Raw genomic sequence first — 19,430 nt, 5'->3', positions numbered from 1 at the left:
CGCCTTTTATTCTGTCTGGTCATTTAGTAAACGAGCAGTATCTCCTCGATATTCATCCTCATCTTCCACTCGATTTTTAAAGGCTTCCCTTACCACTAAAAATTCTTCGTCCCCAATTGCTTGTTTCGCATGCTTTTCCGTTAAACTGTCTTTTGGAAAATTACCTGGGTGGTTTTTCTTTTTATGTTCAAAATGTTCTCCACGTGCCAAATTCAACACTCCTTTCGTCATCAAAAGTAGCATTCCCTGATTGGAGTGAAAATAATTACTATTAAAAAAGAAAAAGCTGCCTGAAAGTGGAATCTATAAATAGATTCACTCTTCACCAGCTTTATCTTTTGGGGGATCTGGTTTACACATGCGGTCTAATACATACCCAGCAAACACAATAAACGCAATCGGAATGGAAAAGTTTAATACATGAATAAGGGTCATCGCAATGCTTCACCACCATTATTTTGAATATTAACAATATTAAGTTTATTATTATGTTGTTTAATTATATGCTAATTGTCACAGTTTAGACAAATCTTTAAGTCATATGTTTGTAAAACCATTTTAGTTTCCACTAGGAAATAATGAAATGGCAAGGAATTTCGTCTAAAGCTCTAGACCTTAGACATGGAACATCAAAGGAGTTAGGCAGTAATTGGGATATTTTTGTAGATATATGGCATAATTTGTTAGAAAAAAATGTGTGAAAATTTAAATAATACGACAAATTACAACACCCTACTAAAATAGCACTAGATATAATATCAATAAGGATTAAGTAAATTGACCTATCACAAAAGAACGATTGGCTAATACAGTCATACTTAAGTTGTATTAGTTCAGAAAAAGGCAAACCTGTTGAAAAGCAGGGACGCAAAGCCGAGGATCTAAGGCAGGTTTAACTTGTTACGATGGCCGGGCTACCTGGAATACACAATGTATTTTAGGAGTGAGAAAAATGATTATTACAAAAAGTGAAGTAGAAGTAATCGATCAAGAATGGATGGACCTCATATTAGAAGCAAAAGACTTGGGATTATCCATAAAAGCAGTTCGTGACTTCCTTAGCCAACAAGAAGTAATGAGTTAATCATGGAACGACAGTATACATAAATAAAAAAGCATTCTACAAATGGGAGTATTTGTAGAATGCTTTTCTTTTTTCAAATTGAAAAAGACCTTTTAAAAAGCAGGTTATTATTTATCGTCGTTTTGATTAATACGCCACTTGTTAAATTCAAGAAAATCACGAAATTGTTCTTTGGAAACACCAGAATTCATTGCATCTTTGACAAGATTCATCCAATCAATGTCTAATTCCGCTTTATTGACTTCTTCATGTATTAAATGATCAACAGGAATATTTAAGACAACTGCAATTTTTTCAAGAAACTTTATAGAAGGATTCTCTTGTTTGTTATTTTCAAGGTTACTTAAATAAGATTTTGCCACTCCTGCTTGAGCAGCAAGTTCGGAAAGTGACATTTTCTTTTCTAAGCGAAATTTTTTTACGCGATCACCGATCATAATTCTCACACACCTAATTATTATTCTCTTTTCATTAATTCTATCAAAAGGAATAGAAAAGTACCATATTAAGAACAAAGGAATATGAACAAAAATATGAACTTTGAGAAAAAGTTTCACCATATAAAGTATTTTTGAAAAATTAACAGGATAGGGTTAATATTAATAGTGTTGCCAATAGTGGTTAATTGTATAATTCACTAAAAGTTTTTGCGTATAGACGGATAACAATTATGAATATTATACATAAAAATAAACAAAAAGGAAGGGGACCCTCCTAAAATGATTGTCCTTAAATCACAACGTGAAATTGAAGCAATGAAAAAGGCAGGAGAAATACTTGCAGCTTGTCATAAAGAAATCGGAAAATTAATCAAACCAGGTATAACCACTTGGGAAATCGATGTATTTGTTGAAGAATTTCTTAAGAAAAATGGAGCGACACCAGAACAAAAGGGTTATAAGGGTTATGAATATGCAACCTGTGCAAGCATAAATGACGAAATATGCCATGGCTTCCCAAGGAAGGAACCTTTAAAAGATGGGGACATTGTGACAGTGGATATGGTTGTCAATTACAATGGTGCTTTGGCTGATTCCGCCTGGTCTTATGCAGTAGGAAAGGTATCTGAGGAAACCGAACGTCTATTAAATGTTACAAAGGAAGCACTCTATAAAGGGATAGAACAGGCGATTGTCGGCAATCGAATTGGGGATATCGGACACGCAATTCAAACCTATGTTGAAAGTGAAGGTTTTTCTGTTGTTCGAGACTTTATTGGCCATGGGATTGGAGCAGTGATACATGAGAAGCCGGATGTTCCACACTACGGGCTGCCAGGAAAAGGCGCAAGAATTAAAGAAGGTATGGTCTTTACAATTGAACCCATGGTTAATGTAGGAAGATACCAAACGAAGATGGACAACAATGGCTGGACAGCCAGGACCATTGATGGGAAATATTCAGCACAATACGAACATACACTTGCGATTACAAAGGATGGACCTGTCATCTTAACTGAACAGGAATAAGCTAAAAACCCGTTANNTAACGGGTTTTTAGCTTATTTTTTTCGGAGGCTTCCAAGCTCTTCTACTAAGGCCTGCATTTCATTAGGACTAAATGAATTTTTTCTAAGTACCATATCATAAATCTCTTTTAATTCCTCGTACATTTCTTCATCAAAATGCGAAGGTTTTATGGCTCCAAGGTTTAGGACCTTTAGCTTTTCCTTAATTTGTTCAATCATATATTCGACATTCTCAATCGATTTTTCTGATAAATTCATTTGGGTCACCCTTTCCGTGAGTTAATATGTCCATCTTTTCATGTTGAAAATTATATGTCAATATAAAATTCCTAGGAAAGACTCCCAATTTAGTAACCCAAAAAAAATGGATAAAAATATCAGTTGGACTTGCGTGGCCATCCTCTATGAAGCAAAATAAATGAAAGAGGGTTTTGGTATTATTATCATCGGGTATTATTAATGATAATAATAATTATGATTAAGGGAGACGTTAACATGACAAAGAAAAATCAATTTTGGCGCGGGGTGTTAATTGGAGCACTTGCTGGCGGAGCAATCAGCCTTTTAGATAAACAAACACGTGAAGTGATGAAAGAAAACGTACAAAAAACTACTACTAAGGTTACCTATATCATGAAAAATCCAGGAGAGATTACTGATAAGGTGAAGGAAACTGCAGAAAAAATAAAGACCACAGTTAAGCAGGTCAGTGAGGATATATCTTATATAACAGATAAAGTGGAAGAGTTACGGGATATGACTCCTCAGGTAACGGACATATTAAAAGAAACGAAGGATACCTTCAAAAAAAGTGACGAAGAAATCCTTTTAAATGAAGTATTAGGTGAAGAAGGAAAAATCCAATAAAAAGGAGGATGGAAATGGAAAAGGTGGGGAATGTTCGCTCATCTTTATTAAAATTACTTTGGCACCGGGTCGATGAAGATGATTTACCTGGATTAAGTGCACAGCTAGCATATTATTTTCTACTGTCCCTGTTCCCGCTCCTGATTGTTTTATTTACACTCCTTCCATATATTCCAATTCCCCATCAGGATATGCTTGGGATCGTAAGGGATTTTGCGCCTGTCGAGGCCATGGACCTAATTGAAAAAAACGTCCATGACATAATGAATCATCGGAATGGCGGGTTGTTATCGTTCGGGATCATCGGTACGATTTGGTCGTCATCGAACGGTATTAATGCGATTGTGAAGGCTTTTAATAAGGCATATAATGTAAAGGAAAGTCGCTCGTTTATTGTCTCAAGAGGGATGGCTATTCTTTTAACTTTTGGAATGATTTTTGTATTAATTCTGGCGATTGTTCTTCCTGTATTCGGCAGAGAAATAGGTGTTTTTTTATTTTCTCAAATGGGCTACACGACAGAATTTATTAAGGTATGGGATACATTAAGCTGGCTGGTTAGTGCTATTATTTTGTTTCTCATTTTTACAGGATTGTATTGGATTGCACCGAACGTAAAAATAAAATGCCGTAGTGCCTTTCCAGGGGCAGCTTTTGCTACCGTGGGCTGGATTATTTCCTCGATTGGATTAACATTTTATGTTGGAAATATCAGTAATTATTCGCTCACCTATGGCAGTATAGGGGCAATTATTGTCTTAATGATTTGGTTATACATATCGGCATTTATTATTATATTAGGTGGAGAAATTAATGCTTTTTATAGTGAAAAGAATCGTAAGAATTGCTAATAGTTTCCTTCATGAAAATAGCCCATCTGTACAAACTAAGATAGAAGGCTAACTAACTTCAGGGAGGTTCTTATTATGACAAAGAAGACCAAAAAAGATGGCGGTACAAAGCAAAAAGGTAAAGGTAGTAAAGGAAATAAAACTTCGGGGTCTGCGAACGGCTCGAATGGCTATCACTAATGGGTTAAATCCCATATAAAAATAAAAAAACCGGATGAATGTTCATCCGGTTTTTCACTATTTAAGTAATCGAAGACTATTTAGAATGACTAAAATGGTACTGCCTTCATGACCGATTACTCCATATGGCAAATCGAGCATCTGAAAGAAATTCGATGCGATCAAGATCATGATTACAGTTATGGAGAAAACCACATTTTGTTTAATGATTCTGTTCATGCGTTTGGAAAGATCGATGGCCTCGGCAATTCGCGGCAAATCATTTTTCATGAGGACAATATCAGCAGTCTCAAGGGCAACATCAGTTCCTCCGCCCATGGCAATACCGACATTGGCAATTGCTAGCGCAGGTGCATCATTAATCCCGTCACCTACCATTGCCACAGTTTTATACTTTTCTTTCAATTCCTTAAGTTTTTCTACTTTTACCTCAGGTAAGCATTCGGCGAAAAATTCATCTACATGGCTTTCAGAGGAAATCGCTCGTGCTGTTTTTTCACTATCCCCAGTAAGCATGACCGTATGAATACCTTGCTTTTTTAAATGATCAATGGCAAGTTTTGTTTCCTTGCGAACTACATCCTTCATGGCAATGATCGCACTCAGTTCACCATTTATTTCAATGTATACAAGTGTATTGCCAAGACTTGCAAGATCCTTTGCCTTACCTTCAGCAAACTTTTCAACATGATTATTGCCAATAAAGGCAGCTTTACCAATTTTCCACTTCTCACCGTTAATTGTCGCTTTAACACCCCAGCCTGGAACATCCTCAAGACTTTCTGGATAAAGGAGGTCCTTATTAATGCTCAATTTAACATAATTCACTATCGCGGTTGCAAGCGGATGGTTAGAATGGCTTTCAATTGAAGCAGCTTTCCAAATAAGGTCCTCTCGATCAAGCCCTTCCTTAACAATCACTTCAGATACTTCTGGTTTCCCTTTGGTAAGTGTTCCCGTTTTATCAAATGCGATGGCCCCTAGATGGCTTAAATTTTCAAGATGAACCCCACCTTTAACCAATATCCCATGTCTCGCTCCATTTGATATGGCGGATAAAGTGGCCGGCATAATAGAAGCAACAAGGGCACATGGGGATGCAACCACCAATAATATCATTGCTCTGTAGAAGGCCTCTTGCCAACTCCAGCCTAACATAAAGTGTGGGAGGAAAAACATTAATAAAACAACGGATAGGACTACTTTTACATAGGTTCCTTCAAAACGTTCAATAAACAGCTGTGAGGGTGATTTCTCGCTTTGAGCTGATTGAACAAGCTGTATGATCTTGTGGAAGAGGGTATCATGACTCGCTTTTGTCACTTTAACAGTAATTGAACCAGTCATGTTAACGGTGCCCGCGAAAACATCCTCCTCAGTTCCTTTTGAAACAGGCATGGATTCACCAGTAATAGCTGCTTCGTCGATATTCGTTTGTCCTTTGATAATGATTCCATCAGAAGGAACTCGTTCCCCAGGCTTAATTAAAATAAAATCACCGACACGAAGCACTGAAACAGGAACCTTTTTTTCATAACCACTTGAGATGAGCAAGGCTTCCTCGGGCTGAAGCTTCATTAAAGAGGAAATTTCCTTGTGGCTTTTATTCATGGTATAGGTTTCTAATGCTCCACTTACAGCAAAAATGAAAATTAGAACGGCACCCTCTGTCCAGTAACCAATAATTGCTGAACCTATGGCAGCAAAAATCATTAGCATTTCCACATTTAATTCTTTATTTTCATAAGTGGCTTCAATGCCTTCTTTAGCCTTGGCAAACCCGCCAATTACAAATGCCAGCAGGTAAGCAATAATGGAATCTGCTCCATCTCCGTACTTATCCAATAACCAGCCAGCAGCAATGAATCCACCGCTTAATCCAGCAGCAATCAATTCTGCATGCGGTTTGATTTTTTCTAAGAAACCTACTTTGTGAATACTCTTTGTTAGAGTCTTTGCTTCTGAATTCATAGGATCTCCCCCTCTCATTTTCCTAGTTGATAAGAATAATCAAAATCAATCCCCTTAAAAAATACGAAAGCTGTCATCAAAGGGATGACAGCAACAATTCTTAATTTTTTCTTTATTTTCTTTCATCTTACCACATATTTTATGCATTAGATATGAATTTGCTCCACAATCGTGGATTAAGAATTTTGTTGTTCAAAAGCCAAGTAAGTCTTTTTTCCAAAAGCAAAAATGATAATTGATAAGATCAAAAGCATTGTACTAATGATATAGAAGAAACTCACATTTTCTGTGAATTTAATGAACAATCCCCCGATGATTGGACCACTTAGGCTGCCTAGACTAAAAAAATGCCGCATAACAAATTTCCTGTCGATAGCAAGTTCTTTGGAACTAAATCTGTCATGTAACTAATGCCAAGCGAAAAGGTCGAACCGACTATCATCCCAGAAATGAGGAAAGCTACAAACAGCCCAATAAAGGAATGTTCAAAAAAACTTGCAGCTGTAAAACTGAAAAAACCAAGAAAAAGAATAGTTATTAAGATATTTTTGCGCCCATACTTATCACTTATAATTCCTAACGGAAGCTGGGTAATAATACTGCCGATTGCAAATGCAGATAACACCATTGAAACACTGGATACATCTATATTCATTCTTAATGCGTAGACAGGAAAACTTCCGTTTAAGGAGGATTCTAAAAAGCCGTAAGAGAATGGGGGTAAGAAAGCAACCCATCCAAATTTTAATGCCTTTCTAAACTGCTTGATTGTGGCTAGGAATGAATTGATCCCAACTTCTTGTTCAGGCAGTTCATTTTTAAGAGTAAAAACAAAGACCCAGCCAATAAAACATAAAATCGAGGAAACAATAAAGGGCAGTGATTGATTTACGTTTACTAATGGTATCATTAATGGCCCGGAGGCAAAACCAATCCCAAAGAACAGACCATATAGAGAAATATTACGTCCCCTCTTTGCAGCTGGGGAGGAGGAAGTCATCCAAGTCTGTGTGGCAAAATGGAGGGAATGATCGCCAATGCCAATCAGTAATCGAAGAGCAAACCAAAACCAAAATGTCTCCCATAATGGAAATAAAGCAAGTGAAACAATTACGAGCCCGCCACCATAGATAATAACCGGTTTATAACCGTATTTTCTGAGAGGCATTTCCATGAAAGGGGACACAAGTAGAATTCCAATATAAAGTGCTGTAGCATTTAAGCCATTTAAAGAAGGTGAAACGCCACTTTTTTCAAAAATTACTGCGATGAGTGGCAACAGCATGCCTTGCGAAAAACCAGATATGGCAACAATACTAACAAGAATCCAAAAACGAAGGTTATTAATATTCATAGAACTTCCTCATTCAAATATTTTTAAATAGTTCCTAAATGATGGTAACGAGAAAATCCGCCATTTGCAAGTGAACAAACTCCCTAGACTTTTATGATTAGTTTAGGTAAATTAGGGTACAAAAGGAAAAAATATATATATTAGAAATCCGAGAATTTGGAGGGAATACGGTGAACAAGATTTTTATGCTTATGACACTTATTGGGGTGCCACTTTCAGTTATTGGCTCACTCATGCATTGGTCAAATATCATCTTATTTATAATTTATTGCTTAACAATAGTTGCACTAGCCAGTTTTATGGGGAGGGCAACAGAAAGTCTCGCAATTGTTGCTGGCCCACGAATAGGCGGATTATTAAATGCAACCTTCGGAAATGCGGTTGAGCTTATTATTTCTATCTTTTCGTTGAAGGCAGGACTTGTTGGTATTGTTCTTGCCTCATTAACGGGTTCCGTGTTAGGCAATTTACTACTTGTGGCAGGACTATCTTTCTTTATTGGAGGATTAAAATTTAAGAGGCAGACATTTAATGTGTACGATGCACGTCACAATTCGGGACTACTTATGTTTGCTGTTATAATCGCCTTTGTTATTCCAGAGGTTTTTTCGATGAATATGAATGAGACAAAAACACTTTCCTTAAGTGTCGGCATATCGGTCATTCTGATTGTCCTTTATCTAGCAGCCTTATTTTTTAAGTTGGTTACCCATCGAGGCGTGTATCAGCCCAGTACTGAAAAAGTGGCTCATGAGGAAGAAGTACCAGAATGGGGTAAAGGAAAGGCCATCGCCGTTCTTTTCATCGCTACATTGGCGGTCGCATACATTTCCGAGCGTCTTGTTCATACCTTTGAATATGTAGGGGATACTCTTGGTTGGTCTGAATTATTTATCGGGGTAATTATCGTGGCAATTGTTGGTAATGCCGCAGAACACGCTTCTGCTATTGTCATGGCATTTAAGAACAAAATGGATATTGCGGTGGAAATCGCGATCGGTTCTACCCTACAAGTGGCGATGTTTGTTTTACCTGTCCTTGTTCTTATCTCTCTTTTGTTTAATACCACGATGCCGCTTCTGTTTAGCTGGCAGGAATTGATTGCGATGGTTTCATCGGTGCTCCTTATGGTTGTCATTTCCAACGATGGAGAATCCAATTGGTTTGAAGGGTTAACTTTACTGGCAGCCTATTTGATTATGGGAATTGGTTTTTACTTACTCTAAATTTACATTAAAGAGACTCTAAGCCTAATGGATTAGAGTCTCCTTTGAAATATATACTATTTTTAAATTCTTCCATGTACGGAGTTAATCATCTTGCCTGGACTATCATAATAAAATAACTTTTTTGTAGGGTTAAGTATCAATCGCTTTTCTTTGGGCCATCAATCACCAACCTTCATGTTTATTTAGATACATGAACACGAGTGTTGAATCTCATATAAGACGGGAATCCCAACCTCCTTAATATTAATTAGGTAAATGGATAGCAGATTGATTACAGCCCTCCTTACTTGATAGATTAAGTATATTATATAATGAAATTGTAATTTTGTAAATGTTCTGATTATTACATTTATGTTACTTTTCCCTAAAAGGAGCCACAAATGAAATTATTAATTAGGTTTTTATTTTTTATTTTTGGTTTGGCTATGATGACTTTCGGAGTATGTATGACCATTGAAGTAGCCGATATAGGTGTAGGAGCATGGGACGCACTTAATGTAATCCTAACTGAAAAGGTTGGGTTATCAGTGGGAAAATGGGTGATGATTGATGGCGCGGTTTTAGTCATCGTTGTTTCTCTTTTATTAAAAAAAAGACCGGATCTGCTTTCATTACTAACTATTATTATTATTGGTTCCTTAGTCGATTTTTGGCTAGGCACTGTTTTTGAATTATTTGAAGTCAACGAACTTATGGGGAAAATCGGAATGTTATTGATGGGCATCTTGATTATTGGATTTGGTGCATCCATTTATATCCAAGCTAAATTCCCGCAAAGTCCAATCGATAATTTTATGTTGGCAATCAAGTAACGTTTCCGTGTTAATTTAATGGTAGCGAAAACGATTGGTGAAATTACAGCCTTAATTCCAGCATTTTTTCTGAATGGACCTATTTCATACGGGACCATTATTATCACTTTTACCGTAGGTCCTGCCATTCAATTATTTTTTCCATTTTTTGAGAAATTAATGGTCCGACTTCAGGCGAAATATTGAAATTACTTGCTTGGATGGATAAAATTTATCAACTCCGAAAAAACTACTAGCAGACTGATTAATGCTATTAGTGAAGGGAGTCTAACTCGTGAAGAAAAATATTTCTGTTCTTATGACACTGCTATTAATGTTAACTTTTATTCCGTCAGCCTACGCGCAAAAGGGCCCAGTGAAAAAAGTCTTGGTAAAATATCAAGTACCAGCTTCGGTTCGGAATATTACCAAGGAAAATACTTACCCGAATTCGACACAGAACTTGCCATTATTACAGCCGAGTGATTTGACAAAAAAATTAATCAACTCTTCAAAGGTCAAGATCGAAAATCCTGATTTAATCCGGATGCTGAATGAATCGAGTATTAATAGCACACCGTTTGCAATAGGTTATCGTGCGATTGTCTACTTAGGCCAGTGGCCGCTAAATTATGAATCAACGGAAACCTCCCCTAATTGGGAGTTCCAAAAAATTAATACCAATTATTTCGATAATCGTGGCGGCAAGGTGCCATATCAGATTAAGTATGTTCAGGAGTCCCAAAAAATTATCAGAGGCGGCCTAACGGCTAAAATCGCCAATGCCGAAGATGTGAAAAAAATGATGCTATTAAAAGCGATGGAAAAAACGAATCTTCCACTTTCGTTTGATACGATTATTGGAGCAGGAACAAAGAATGATCATATTTATAATATCCCTCCTAACCGCCTAGGCTACTTATACGCTTATGCACCAGGTGTGAATGAAAAAGGAAAAGTAACCTACGGTGAAGTCTACTTAATGCTAAAAGGAAGCAAAAAGTTTATTGTAATTAAAAATGTCACGTCCCAAGGAATTGGTGCATGGATCCCAGTACAGGATTATGTTTCCTTTGGATTTGCCGCATCTGAAAGACCAAGATGATTTGTAGAGACTCCTCTTTGCAGGAGTCTATTTATTTTTGGCTATGGTTAAGTTCATTGATGATTTTATAGCCTACGTTGATTGGAGCGGAANNGGAGCGGAAGGCGCGAAGACTCCTGCGGGAGGACGGGGCCGAGGAGGCTCCCCGGACCGCCGCGAACCGCACGCGCCTGGAGCGGAAATCAACAGCCAAGGAACACAGCCTTATTTTTAAAAAATAGGGCAAAATAATAATAATCGATTGTCAAAGTATAAATTTTTCGGTAGGATGAGAACGTTAACGAAAAGGAGTGAATCAGTTTGGGTAATCCAATTGAAGATAAAAATACACAAGTGAATTTTTTAAAACAACGTTTAAACATGTTCATTGACGTGCTCGATGCCATTGATCCTGAAGATACGGATCTTGAAGATATTGACCGCTTAATTTCAATGTTAGATGATATGGAATCAAAATGCAGAGAATTTAATAATCGCGAAGTGAGTGAGTCTGTTTAATCAACAGGCTCTTTTTTTTCTTGGAGGAGTTTTCTTATCCAATATTTACATGGTTTTTTCACGATTAACATGGCAACGGTTGCAAGCTAATCCTTTAATTCTAGAGGGTATAGGAGTATAATATAAACGTGCAAAAAGTCGAAAATTGAAAAAGATTATTGGAGAACATAGGGAGAGGGGTACTCGAATTGAATATTTCTAAATTTCAAGAAAGCATGTACAAGCTAGTCGTTGAAACATCAACAAAGCTTCCTAAGGATGTACGCCGGGCCGTTAAAAGAGCGAAGGAAATAGAAAACGCTGGAACAAGTGCGGCGATGAGCCTTGCGACGATTACAAACAATATCAAAATGGCTGACGATCAAGTGTCACCGATCTGCCAGGATACCGGTTTACCAACCTTTAAAATCAAAACGCCAGTTGGTGTAAACCAGTTAGAAATTAAAGAAGCGATTCGCAATGCCATTGTTTTAGCAACAAAAGAAGGAAAATTGCGCCCGAACTCGGTTGATTCACTCACAGGTGAAAATAGTGGTGATAATCTTGGTGCAGGGGTGCCGGTTATCAAATTTGACCAATGGGAAAAAGACTATATCGACGTACGTCTTATTTTAAAAGGCGGCGGTTGTGAAAATAAAAACATTCAATATAGCTTACCATGTGAAATAGATGGTCTAGGACGCGCTGGACGGGACCTTGATGGAATCCGTAAGTGTGTCATGCATTCCGTATATCAAGCACAAGGACAAGGCTGCAGTGCTGGCTTTATTGGCGTTGGGATTGGCGGCGACCGTTCCTCCGGATATGATTTAGCCAAAGAGCAGTTATTCCGCTCAGTGGAAGATGTGAATCCAAATGAAGAACTTCGCAAGTTAGAAGAGTATGTTATGGAAAATGCAAATAAATTAGGAATTGGCACCATGGGCTTTGGCGGCGAGGCAACTCTTTTAGGCTGTAAAGTCGGTGTGATGAATCGTATTCCAGCAAGCTTTTATGTGTCTGTTGCCTACAATTGCTGGGCATTCCGCCGTTTAGGTGTAAGTGTGAACTCGGAAACAGGCGAAATTAACGAATGGATGTACCAAGACGGGGAATTCATTGATTTTGCTGAGGGAGAAGCAGCGAAGGAAACAGCAGCTACATCTGAGGGTGTTATCACGCTTGAGGCGCCAATTTCCGAAGAACAGATCCGTGCCCTTAAAGTTGGAGATGTCGTTCAAATTAACGGCATGATGTACACAGGCCGTGATGCAATTCATAAGTATTTAAGTGATCACGAGGCACCAGTTGATTTAAATGGACAAGTTATTTATCATTGCGGTCCGGTAATGTTGAAGGATGACGCTGGTGAGTGGCATGTTAAAGCTGCGGGCCCGACAACAAGTATTCGGGAGGAGCCTTATCAAGGCGATATCATGAAGAAGTTCGGAATCCGCGCTGTCATCGGTAAAGGCGGGATGGGCCCGAAAACATTGGCGGCGTTGGAAGAGCACGGAGGTGTGTACCTGAATGCGATTGGCGGTGCGGCCCAGTATTATGCAGATTGTATTAAGTCTGTGGAGGGTGTCGATTTAATGCAATTTGGTATTCCAGAAGCGATGTGGCATCTACGTGTAGAGGGCTTCACAGCCGTAGTAACCATGGACTCGCACGGAAACAGCTTGCACGCCGACGTAGATAAATCTTCCTTAGAAAAATTAGCCCAGTTTAAGGAACCGGTTTTTAAATAAGGATACAGTGTTGTGAGGATAGACGTGAGATATTGCGTCTATCCTTTTTTTGCGTCTGGAGAAGTAGATTGTAATTAGGTATATGGGGAAAAATCCAGGGAATGTCGTAAGCTTTGTAAAAGATGTAGTAAGAGCCTGAAAAAATGTAGAAAGTGCCCAAAATTATGTAGTAAGTATCTGAAGTTTGAAGGGATTACCAAATATATCCAGGTAATGTCGTAAGTTCTGTAATATATGTAGTAAGAGTCTGAAAATATGTAGTAAGTGCCAAAAAAATATGTAATAAGTATCTGAAGTTTGAGGGGATTACCAAATAATATCCAGGAAATGTCGTAAGTTTCGTAAAAGATGTAGTAAGTGCCCAAAAATATGTAATAAAGATACGGATTTTGTGGCTGATTCCCAGATATTATTTTAAATTTTGTGAGAATCTTCCCTAGAGCAAAAATAGACACAAAAATGTCATAACACCTACTGAAAAAGCGGAGGTGGATTAGGATTTCTATTGAAAATATACTATTAAATACAAAGGAGGAATAAATCTTGATTGAAATGGAACTCACCCCACCCACCTTTTTACTACAAGCTGAGGCTTTAGAAAGACGGATAGCAGATAATCATAGAAAGATGCAGGATGTAAAGGCCAAAATTAGAATTTTAAGATCCGGATACAATGGAGAAAAAACAATCAAATATTATCTGGACCAAATTCCGGAACACAAATATTATATTTTTTACGGTCTCCGCCTCCCCATAGGTAATACTTTCTTCCAAATTGACACGCTTCTACTTTCAAATAAATTAATATTAATCCTTGATGCTAAAAACCATTCTGGAACGTTACGCTTCGAAATAAATCAATTGATTCATGAATATGGAGACAATAGAGATGTTTATGAAAATCCAGTTGCTCAAGTAAATCGACATAAAATTTTATTAAGATATTTATTTGAAAAATTTAAAATACCTCCTATCCCCATCGAAAATCTTGTAACAGTTTGTAAACCCTCTACCGAAATCATAATCAATCCAGGCTATCAAGAAGCAGCGCAAAAAGTCATCAGAGCATATGATTTATTAAAAAAAGTAGATGAATTAGAGGAAAAGTATACTGAAAAAAAGTTAAATCAAAAGCATCTTAATCAAGTGATTAACCTTTTAAAAACACAACACACTCCACAAAAAATTGATATTCTTAATTTTTTTCAAATTACAGAAGACGAACTAATCACAGGAGTGCAATGCCCAAGATGTTTATACGTCCCCATGGATTATAGAAGGTCAAAATGGATATGCCCTGAATGTCTCTTATTTTCAAAAGAAGCATCCATTTATGGTATTAACGATTATTTCTTGCTGATAAATTCCTCATTTAGTAATCCTGAAATACGGAAATTTCTTCTCTTGCCATCTTCGAGATCGACCACATCATTTCTACCAAAACTAAACCTTCCCCAAACTGGTACAAAAAGAGGTCGAATCTACCACCAACCAACATTTCCTATTTTCACCAATCATGTTTTTCCACCTAATAGCAAACAATAATATAAACAAAAATAGGGGGAACATGGATGAAAAGATTATTGTGCATCCTCAGTATGCTGCTCGTTTTGATACCTCAGAGTACATATGCGGCAGTTTCCAATCAGCCGGTTCATTGGGGCTTTATAAAGGGTGTTAATGAACAGCCTGCAGAAGCAGGGGCTGAACTTGATCAGTTGATCGAAAAATACGGGGCTTTTTATAAAAGTAACCCTAATTCAAAGACGCTTTACCTTACCTTCGATAACGGATATGAACAAGGCTATACCCCTCAGATTCTTGATATTTTAAAAAAGGAAAAGGTCCCTGCAACATTCTTTGTAACTGGACATTACTTGCTCTCAGCAGGGGATATAGTTAAAAGGATGGTAAAAGAAGGGCATATTGTTGGTAACCATTCGTGGCATCATCCAGACCTCACAGCTGTAAGTGACGAAAGGATACGTGAAGAGCTGGAAAAGGTCCGCGTTAAAACGAAAGAATTAACGGGTCAAAAGGAAATGAAATATCTCCGCCCGCCAAAAGGAGTCTTTAGCGAGAGAACGATGCAAATTGCTAAAGAAGAGGGCTATACACATGTTTTCTGGTCCCTTGCCTTTGTCGATTGGAATGTGAACCAGCAAAAAGGCTGGCAATATTCCTACGACAATATCATGAGACAAATCCATCCCGGTTGTATACTGCTATTACACACTGTTTCAAAAGACAATGCCGATGCACTTGAAAAGGCGATTCAGGACTTAAAGAAAAAAGGCTACAAGTTCAAAAGCCTGGATAAGTTTCCGAAGAAAAAATAATCAAAGGTAAAGGCGAATTTATTCAAAAATTCGCCTTTTAATGATTCATTTTATAATATACAATATTATCCAGGAGGAGGGGAGTATAGTGAAATCAACAGAAAAATTTACGGACAAGGCAGAAGTCTATGCAAAATATCGCCCAGGTTATCCGGATGAATATATACAATATTTACTCGAAGCAACTAAGTTAAATGGGAATTCGATCATAGCGGATATTGGATCTGGGACCGGTATATTCAGCAGGCTATTACTTGAAAGAAACGTAACTGTTATTGGTGTGGAACCAAACGATGATATGAGAGGGAAGGCAGAACAATCGTTAAAACAGAATGCCCGATTTATTTCGGTAAAAGGTGAGGCTGAACAAACCACTTTGCAGGATAAAAGTGTTGATTTAGTGACTGTGGCACAAGCATTTCATTGGTTCGAAAAAGACAAATTCAAATTGGAATGTAATCGGATATTGAAACTAGATGCAAAGGTTGCGCTTGTGTGGAATAGTCGAGATGCATCAAGTGATTTAAACAAGGAAAGTGAAGAGATTTGCCAAAAGTATTGTCCGAATTTTAAAGGTTTTAGCGGCGGGATGGACGAAACTCAGGAAGTTTATCATCAATTTTTTAAAGATGGAATTTATGTTTTTAAAAGTTTTCGAAATGACTTGGAATTAGATTTTGAAGGATTTCTGGGAAGATATTTGTCCGCTTCCTATTCTCCGAAAAAGACGGATGTGGAGTATGACCTCTTTATAACCGCCCTATCAAACTTATTCGAAAAATATAGTAATAATGGGCAAATAAAATTACCAAATACCACACGAAGCTACTTGGGAAAGGTGTAAGTTATCAATAGCTATCAATGCCGAATCATGGAGATTCGGTTTTTCTATGTAAATCATGCTATAATACGGGGTAAAATTAAAATGAAACTATCTGTAATGAAGAAACAGTTCCTAGGGTTCTTTGAATTTATGGAATAATTTGGAGTGAAATAGATGAAAACTGATCAAAATATCAAAATCGAACTAAATCAAACCTTTCCGCTGACTATCAAAAGGCTCGGCATTAATGGGGAGGGCGTAGGCTATTTTAAAAAACAGGTTGTCTTTGTGCCGGGAGCCCTTCCAGGTGAAGAGGTTGTGGTAGAGGCAACGAAGATTAACCCTAAGTTTGCTGAGGCAAAAATCAAAAAAATCCGCATTAAATCCCCGCATCGTGTCCTGCCGCTTTGCCCGGTGTATGATCAATGTGGAGGATGTCAGCTACAGCACTTGAAATACGATCAACAGCTTAAGGAAAAACGTGATATTATCATTCAATCACTTGAGCGCCATACGAAAGTCGACATCAACAAGCTCGACATCCGTGAAACAATTGGGATGGAAGATCCGTGGGGATACAGAAACAAGAGCAGTTTTCAAGTCAAGGCAATCGACGGCAAGGTATTAGCCGGACTGTATGGCCTTAATTCCCATCAATTGATTAATATTGACGAATGTGCTGTGCAGCATGCGCAAACAAATGAAGCAACATCTGAAGTTAAGCGGATTTTAGAGGAATTAAAAATTCCCATTTATAATGAAAAATCTAGAAAAGGTATTATCCGGACAATTGTCACTCGTGTCGGCATCCAAACTGGGGAGCTTCAAATAGTTCTGATAACTACACAAAAAGAATTGCCGAAAGTGGATATTATTATTCAGGAAATCCAAAAACGTCTACCCCATGTGAAATCTATTGTCCAGAACATTAATGGGCAAAAAACTTCCCTTATTTTTGGAGAGGAAACACTCCCGTTAGCGGGTGAAGATTTCATCCAAGAGACATTGGGAGACTTACAATTCGAGCTTTCGGCAAGGACCTTCTTCCAGTTAAATCCTGTGCAAACGGTAAAGCTTTATAATGAAGTGAAAAAAGCAGCAGCACTGACTGGCGAAGAAAAAATAGTGGATGCCTATTGTGGAGTGGGAACCATTGGATTATGGCTCGCTGACCAGGCGGGAGAAGTCCGTGGGATGGACGTCATCACGGAATCGATTGAGGATGCGAAGAAAAACGCAAAGCGCCACGGATTTACCAATACTAAATACGTGCCTGGCAAGGCAGAAGAGGTCCTTCCTAAATGGGTCAAAAAGGGTTGGAAGCCAGATGTTATTGTAGTCGATCCACCTAGAACAGGCCTAGAGGGGCAGCTCATCCAAACCATCCTTCAGGCAGAACCCAAAAAGTTGATATACATCTCATGTAATCCTTCAACTTTGGCTAAGGACATTCAGAACTTAAGCGCGAAATATGAAGTAAAATATATCCAACCAGTGGACATGTTCCCACATACGGCACATGTTGAGTGCGTGTCGCAACTTATTTTAAAGAAAGGCAACTAACCCTTAGACCTACTTCTTTCAAGTAGAAAGTAATGAAAATGTTATTTATTAAGCAGCCTTAGCCCTGTATTCGGGCTAAGGTATGAATAACATATTTAATTTTCTAAAAATTACTCCTTGTAACTTTATTATTAAAAATGGACAATAGATATTAGTAGTTCGATTAAACACTTCGCTATATATCTATTAAGTAAGGGGTAGGGTTATGGAAACAGCAAAAAGAATTGGTATAGAAAATGAACAAGTACGTACCTCACGGCAAAAGAAATGGATTTTACTTGGGATCCTTGTTCTTTTATTCATTTCTGTGATGTTAAGCATAGCTGTAATAGAAGTTAAAAAAAGTAAATCTAAGCCGTTAGTGTTAATAAATCAAACAGAAAAAAAATTTACTAAAACAAAAACAGTGTCAGGTCGTGTTGTACAAAGTCATGCTGAAACGATTTATGTAAATGCAGCAAAAGGATCTATACAGGAGATCTTTGTAAAAGAAGGGGAAACAGTTACAAAGGGACAAAAGCTCTTTTCTTATGAAGGCTCAACAGTCGCGGCTGAGCTAGGACAAGCAGAAGTAAATAAAAAGCTAGCAGAAACAAGTGTTACTCAGATGAAAGAGCAAATCACTTCATTAGAGCAGGATATACGAGAAGCTGAGTCAACCACTACACCTGATACAACCACTACAACTGATACAACTGATACACCTGATACAACTGATACAACTGATACAACTGATACAACTGATACACCTGATACAACTGATGCAGTTGATTCAGCTAACATAGCTACTAAAGCTATCACGATCCAGTCACTTCAAGCTGAACTAAATAAAGCAAAAGCTGAGCTCCGTACAGCAGAACTCAATGTAGAAAAAAATACGTTGCAGGCTGAAAAGCTAAAAGCTGAGCTCGAAACATTAACTGTCATCAGCAACACTGCAGGTGTAATATCAAACCTGAACCAAAATGTAGGTCAAGGTTTTCGAGCAAAAGAAAATCAGCAATTAGCAATCATGCAAATCGCTTCTAATGATCCGTTTCAAATTGAAGGAAAGCTCACAGAAGCAGAAAAGGCAAAAATTTCATCAGGCCAATCTATTACAGTAACTTCTAAAGTAGTAGCAAATAAGAAATGGAAAGGGAAAATTGCGGAGGTTAGTAATTATCCTACATATAAAACAACTGCAAAAAAGGATAAAGATACACAACAAGAAACTAGTCCATACTATTCCTTTAAAGCAAGTATAGATTCACAAAAGGGCCTATATCCTGGCTACAATACCACGCTTGATGTAATAGTACAGTCAAAGCAGTTGTTAGCAGTTCCTGAAACGAGCATCATGGGCTTTGGAAAATCGACCTATGTATATGTACAAAAAAAAGGAAAGATTCAGAAACAAAAGGTAGAAACTGGTCAAAATGAAGGTAAATGGGTTGCCATACTTAAGGGGTTAAAGGAAGAAGACAAATTAGTAGAAAATCCATCCTGGATTGTTCGCATTGGTACATTACTTTTTGATTAGTATTTCACGGGTATATTATGGTAGTGATTGGATTCAATAAGAATAAAATTTTGCT

General features: G+C 37.7%; 19 protein-coding genes, 1 pseudogene and 1 riboswitch. Of the genes and pseudogenes, 15 read left to right on the top strand and 5 right to left on the bottom strand.

What is annotated here, in order from left to right:
- Positions 1 to 6: 6 nt before the first annotated feature.
- Positions 7 to 219 carry a hypothetical protein gene (locus COE25_RS00455; RefSeq protein WP_306572496.1) on the bottom strand — a complete coding sequence of 71 codons (213 nt, stop codon included), beginning with the start codon at positions 217 to 219 and terminating at the stop codon, positions 7 to 9.
- Positions 220 to 832: 613 nt separating this feature from the next.
- Positions 833 to 922: riboswitch (cyclic di-GMP riboswitch) on the top strand.
- A gap of 30 nt (positions 923 to 952) precedes the next feature.
- Between COE25_RS00455 and COE25_RS00450 the strand changes: the two genes are divergently transcribed.
- The gene (locus COE25_RS00450) at positions 953 to 1,084 is read left to right on the top strand and encodes an anti-repressor SinI family protein (protein WP_088085801.1); all 132 of its coding nucleotides are present in this window, start codon (positions 953 to 955) and stop codon (positions 1,082 to 1,084) included.
- A 107-nt stretch (positions 1,085 to 1,191) separates the two neighbouring features.
- On the opposite strand, the gene COE25_RS00445 is transcribed toward COE25_RS00450, so the two are convergent.
- Positions 1,192 to 1,521 carry a helix-turn-helix domain-containing protein gene (locus tag COE25_RS00445; protein WP_088085802.1) on the bottom strand — a complete coding sequence of 110 codons (330 nt, stop codon included), beginning with the start codon at positions 1,519 to 1,521 and terminating at the stop codon, positions 1,192 to 1,194.
- Positions 1,522 to 1,803: 282 nt separating this feature from the next.
- On the opposite strand from COE25_RS00445, the gene map reads away from it, so the two are divergent.
- Complete coding sequence (gene map, locus COE25_RS00440; RefSeq protein ID WP_098930027.1) at positions 1,804 to 2,553, top strand: type I methionyl aminopeptidase; 750 nt, start codon at positions 1,804 to 1,806, stop codon at positions 2,551 to 2,553.
- A 32-nt stretch (positions 2,554 to 2,585) separates the two neighbouring features.
- Here map and COE25_RS00435 read toward each other — a convergent pair whose 3' ends face one another.
- The gene (locus COE25_RS00435) at positions 2,586 to 2,810 is read right to left on the bottom strand and encodes a DUF1128 domain-containing protein (protein WP_066251264.1); all 225 of its coding nucleotides are present in this window, start codon (positions 2,808 to 2,810) and stop codon (positions 2,586 to 2,588) included.
- A 237-nt stretch (positions 2,811 to 3,047) separates the two neighbouring features.
- On the opposite strand from COE25_RS00435, the gene COE25_RS00430 reads away from it, so the two are divergent.
- Positions 3,048 to 3,419 carry a YtxH domain-containing protein gene (locus COE25_RS00430; RefSeq protein WP_098930025.1) on the top strand — a complete coding sequence of 124 codons (372 nt, stop codon included), beginning with the start codon at positions 3,048 to 3,050 and terminating at the stop codon, positions 3,417 to 3,419.
- A 14-nt stretch (positions 3,420 to 3,433) separates the two neighbouring features.
- A complete protein-coding gene (locus tag COE25_RS00425) occupies positions 3,434 to 4,270 on the top strand; it encodes a YihY/virulence factor BrkB family protein (RefSeq protein ID WP_180247385.1) in 837 nt (278 codons plus the stop codon).
- A 237-nt stretch (positions 4,271 to 4,507) separates the two neighbouring features.
- On the opposite strand, the gene COE25_RS00420 is transcribed toward COE25_RS00425, so the two are convergent.
- Both COE25_RS00420 and COE25_RS00415 read right to left on the bottom strand, forming a co-directional pair.
- On the bottom strand, positions 4,508 to 6,421 hold the full coding sequence (locus tag COE25_RS00420; protein WP_088085805.1) for a heavy metal translocating P-type ATPase: 1,914 nt from the start codon (positions 6,419 to 6,421) through the stop codon (positions 4,508 to 4,510).
- Between the two features lie 176 nt (positions 6,422 to 6,597).
- A pseudogene (locus tag COE25_RS00415) lies at positions 6,598 to 7,775 on the bottom strand (MFS transporter).
- Positions 7,776 to 7,960: 185 nt separating this feature from the next.
- Between COE25_RS00415 and cax the strand changes: the two are divergent.
- The 11 genes from cax to COE25_RS00365 all read left to right on the top strand — a co-directional run bounded on the left by cax (position 7,961) and on the right by COE25_RS00365 (position 19,375).
- Positions 7,961 to 9,001 (top strand): calcium/proton exchanger, encoded by a 1,041-nt coding sequence (cax, locus tag COE25_RS00410; protein WP_088090326.1) that lies wholly within the window; start codon positions 7,961 to 7,963, stop codon positions 8,999 to 9,001.
- A 383-nt stretch (positions 9,002 to 9,384) separates the two neighbouring features.
- The gene (locus COE25_RS00405; RefSeq protein ID WP_098930023.1) at positions 9,385 to 9,816 is read left to right on the top strand and encodes a DUF6198 family protein; all 432 of its coding nucleotides are present in this window, start codon (positions 9,385 to 9,387) and stop codon (positions 9,814 to 9,816) included.
- 18 nt (positions 9,817 to 9,834) lie between these two features.
- A complete protein-coding gene (locus COE25_RS30410; RefSeq protein ID WP_180247384.1) occupies positions 9,835 to 10,002 on the top strand; it encodes a hypothetical protein in 168 nt (55 codons plus the stop codon).
- Positions 10,003 to 10,090: 88 nt separating this feature from the next.
- The gene (locus COE25_RS00400; RefSeq protein WP_088085808.1) at positions 10,091 to 10,900 is read left to right on the top strand and encodes a YfkD famly protein; all 810 of its coding nucleotides are present in this window, start codon (positions 10,091 to 10,093) and stop codon (positions 10,898 to 10,900) included.
- A gap of 300 nt (positions 10,901 to 11,200) precedes the next feature.
- Positions 11,201 to 11,398: an SE1561 family protein gene (locus COE25_RS00395; protein ID WP_088085809.1), complete on the top strand. Its 198-nt coding sequence runs from the start codon at positions 11,201 to 11,203 to the stop codon at positions 11,396 to 11,398.
- A gap of 188 nt (positions 11,399 to 11,586) precedes the next feature.
- Positions 11,587 to 13,128, top strand: a complete 1,542-nt coding sequence (locus COE25_RS00390) for a fumarate hydratase (protein ID WP_088085810.1) — start codon at positions 11,587 to 11,589, stop codon at positions 13,126 to 13,128.
- Between the two features lie 552 nt (positions 13,129 to 13,680).
- Entirely contained in the window at positions 13,681 to 14,673 is a 993-nt protein-coding gene (locus tag COE25_RS00385; RefSeq protein WP_257208677.1) for a nuclease-related domain-containing protein, read from the top strand.
- Positions 14,674 to 14,699: 26 nt separating this feature from the next.
- A complete protein-coding gene (pdaA, locus tag COE25_RS00380) occupies positions 14,700 to 15,467 on the top strand; it encodes a delta-lactam-biosynthetic de-N-acetylase (RefSeq protein ID WP_098930019.1) in 768 nt (255 codons plus the stop codon).
- An 88-nt stretch (positions 15,468 to 15,555) separates the two neighbouring features.
- Positions 15,556 to 16,311 (top strand): class I SAM-dependent methyltransferase, encoded by a 756-nt coding sequence (locus COE25_RS00375; protein ID WP_098930017.1) that lies wholly within the window; start codon positions 15,556 to 15,558, stop codon positions 16,309 to 16,311.
- 153 nt (positions 16,312 to 16,464) lie between these two features.
- Positions 16,465 to 17,853 carry a 23S rRNA (uracil(1939)-C(5))-methyltransferase RlmD gene (gene rlmD / locus COE25_RS00370; RefSeq protein WP_098930015.1) on the top strand — a complete coding sequence of 463 codons (1,389 nt, stop codon included), beginning with the start codon at positions 16,465 to 16,467 and terminating at the stop codon, positions 17,851 to 17,853.
- A gap of 205 nt (positions 17,854 to 18,058) precedes the next feature.
- On the top strand, positions 18,059 to 19,375 hold the full coding sequence (locus tag COE25_RS00365; RefSeq protein ID WP_098930013.1) for an efflux RND transporter periplasmic adaptor subunit: 1,317 nt from the start codon (positions 18,059 to 18,061) through the stop codon (positions 19,373 to 19,375).
- Positions 19,376 to 19,430: the final 55 nt, after the last annotated feature.

Source organism: Bacillus sp. AFS031507, assembly GCF_002584635.1.
In the GTDB taxonomy this organism is placed as follows: domain Bacteria; phylum Bacillota; class Bacilli; order Bacillales; family Cytobacillaceae; genus Neobacillus.
The sequence above is the reverse complement of the archived record's forward strand: the minus strand, read 5'-3'. Positions and strand labels throughout refer to the sequence as shown.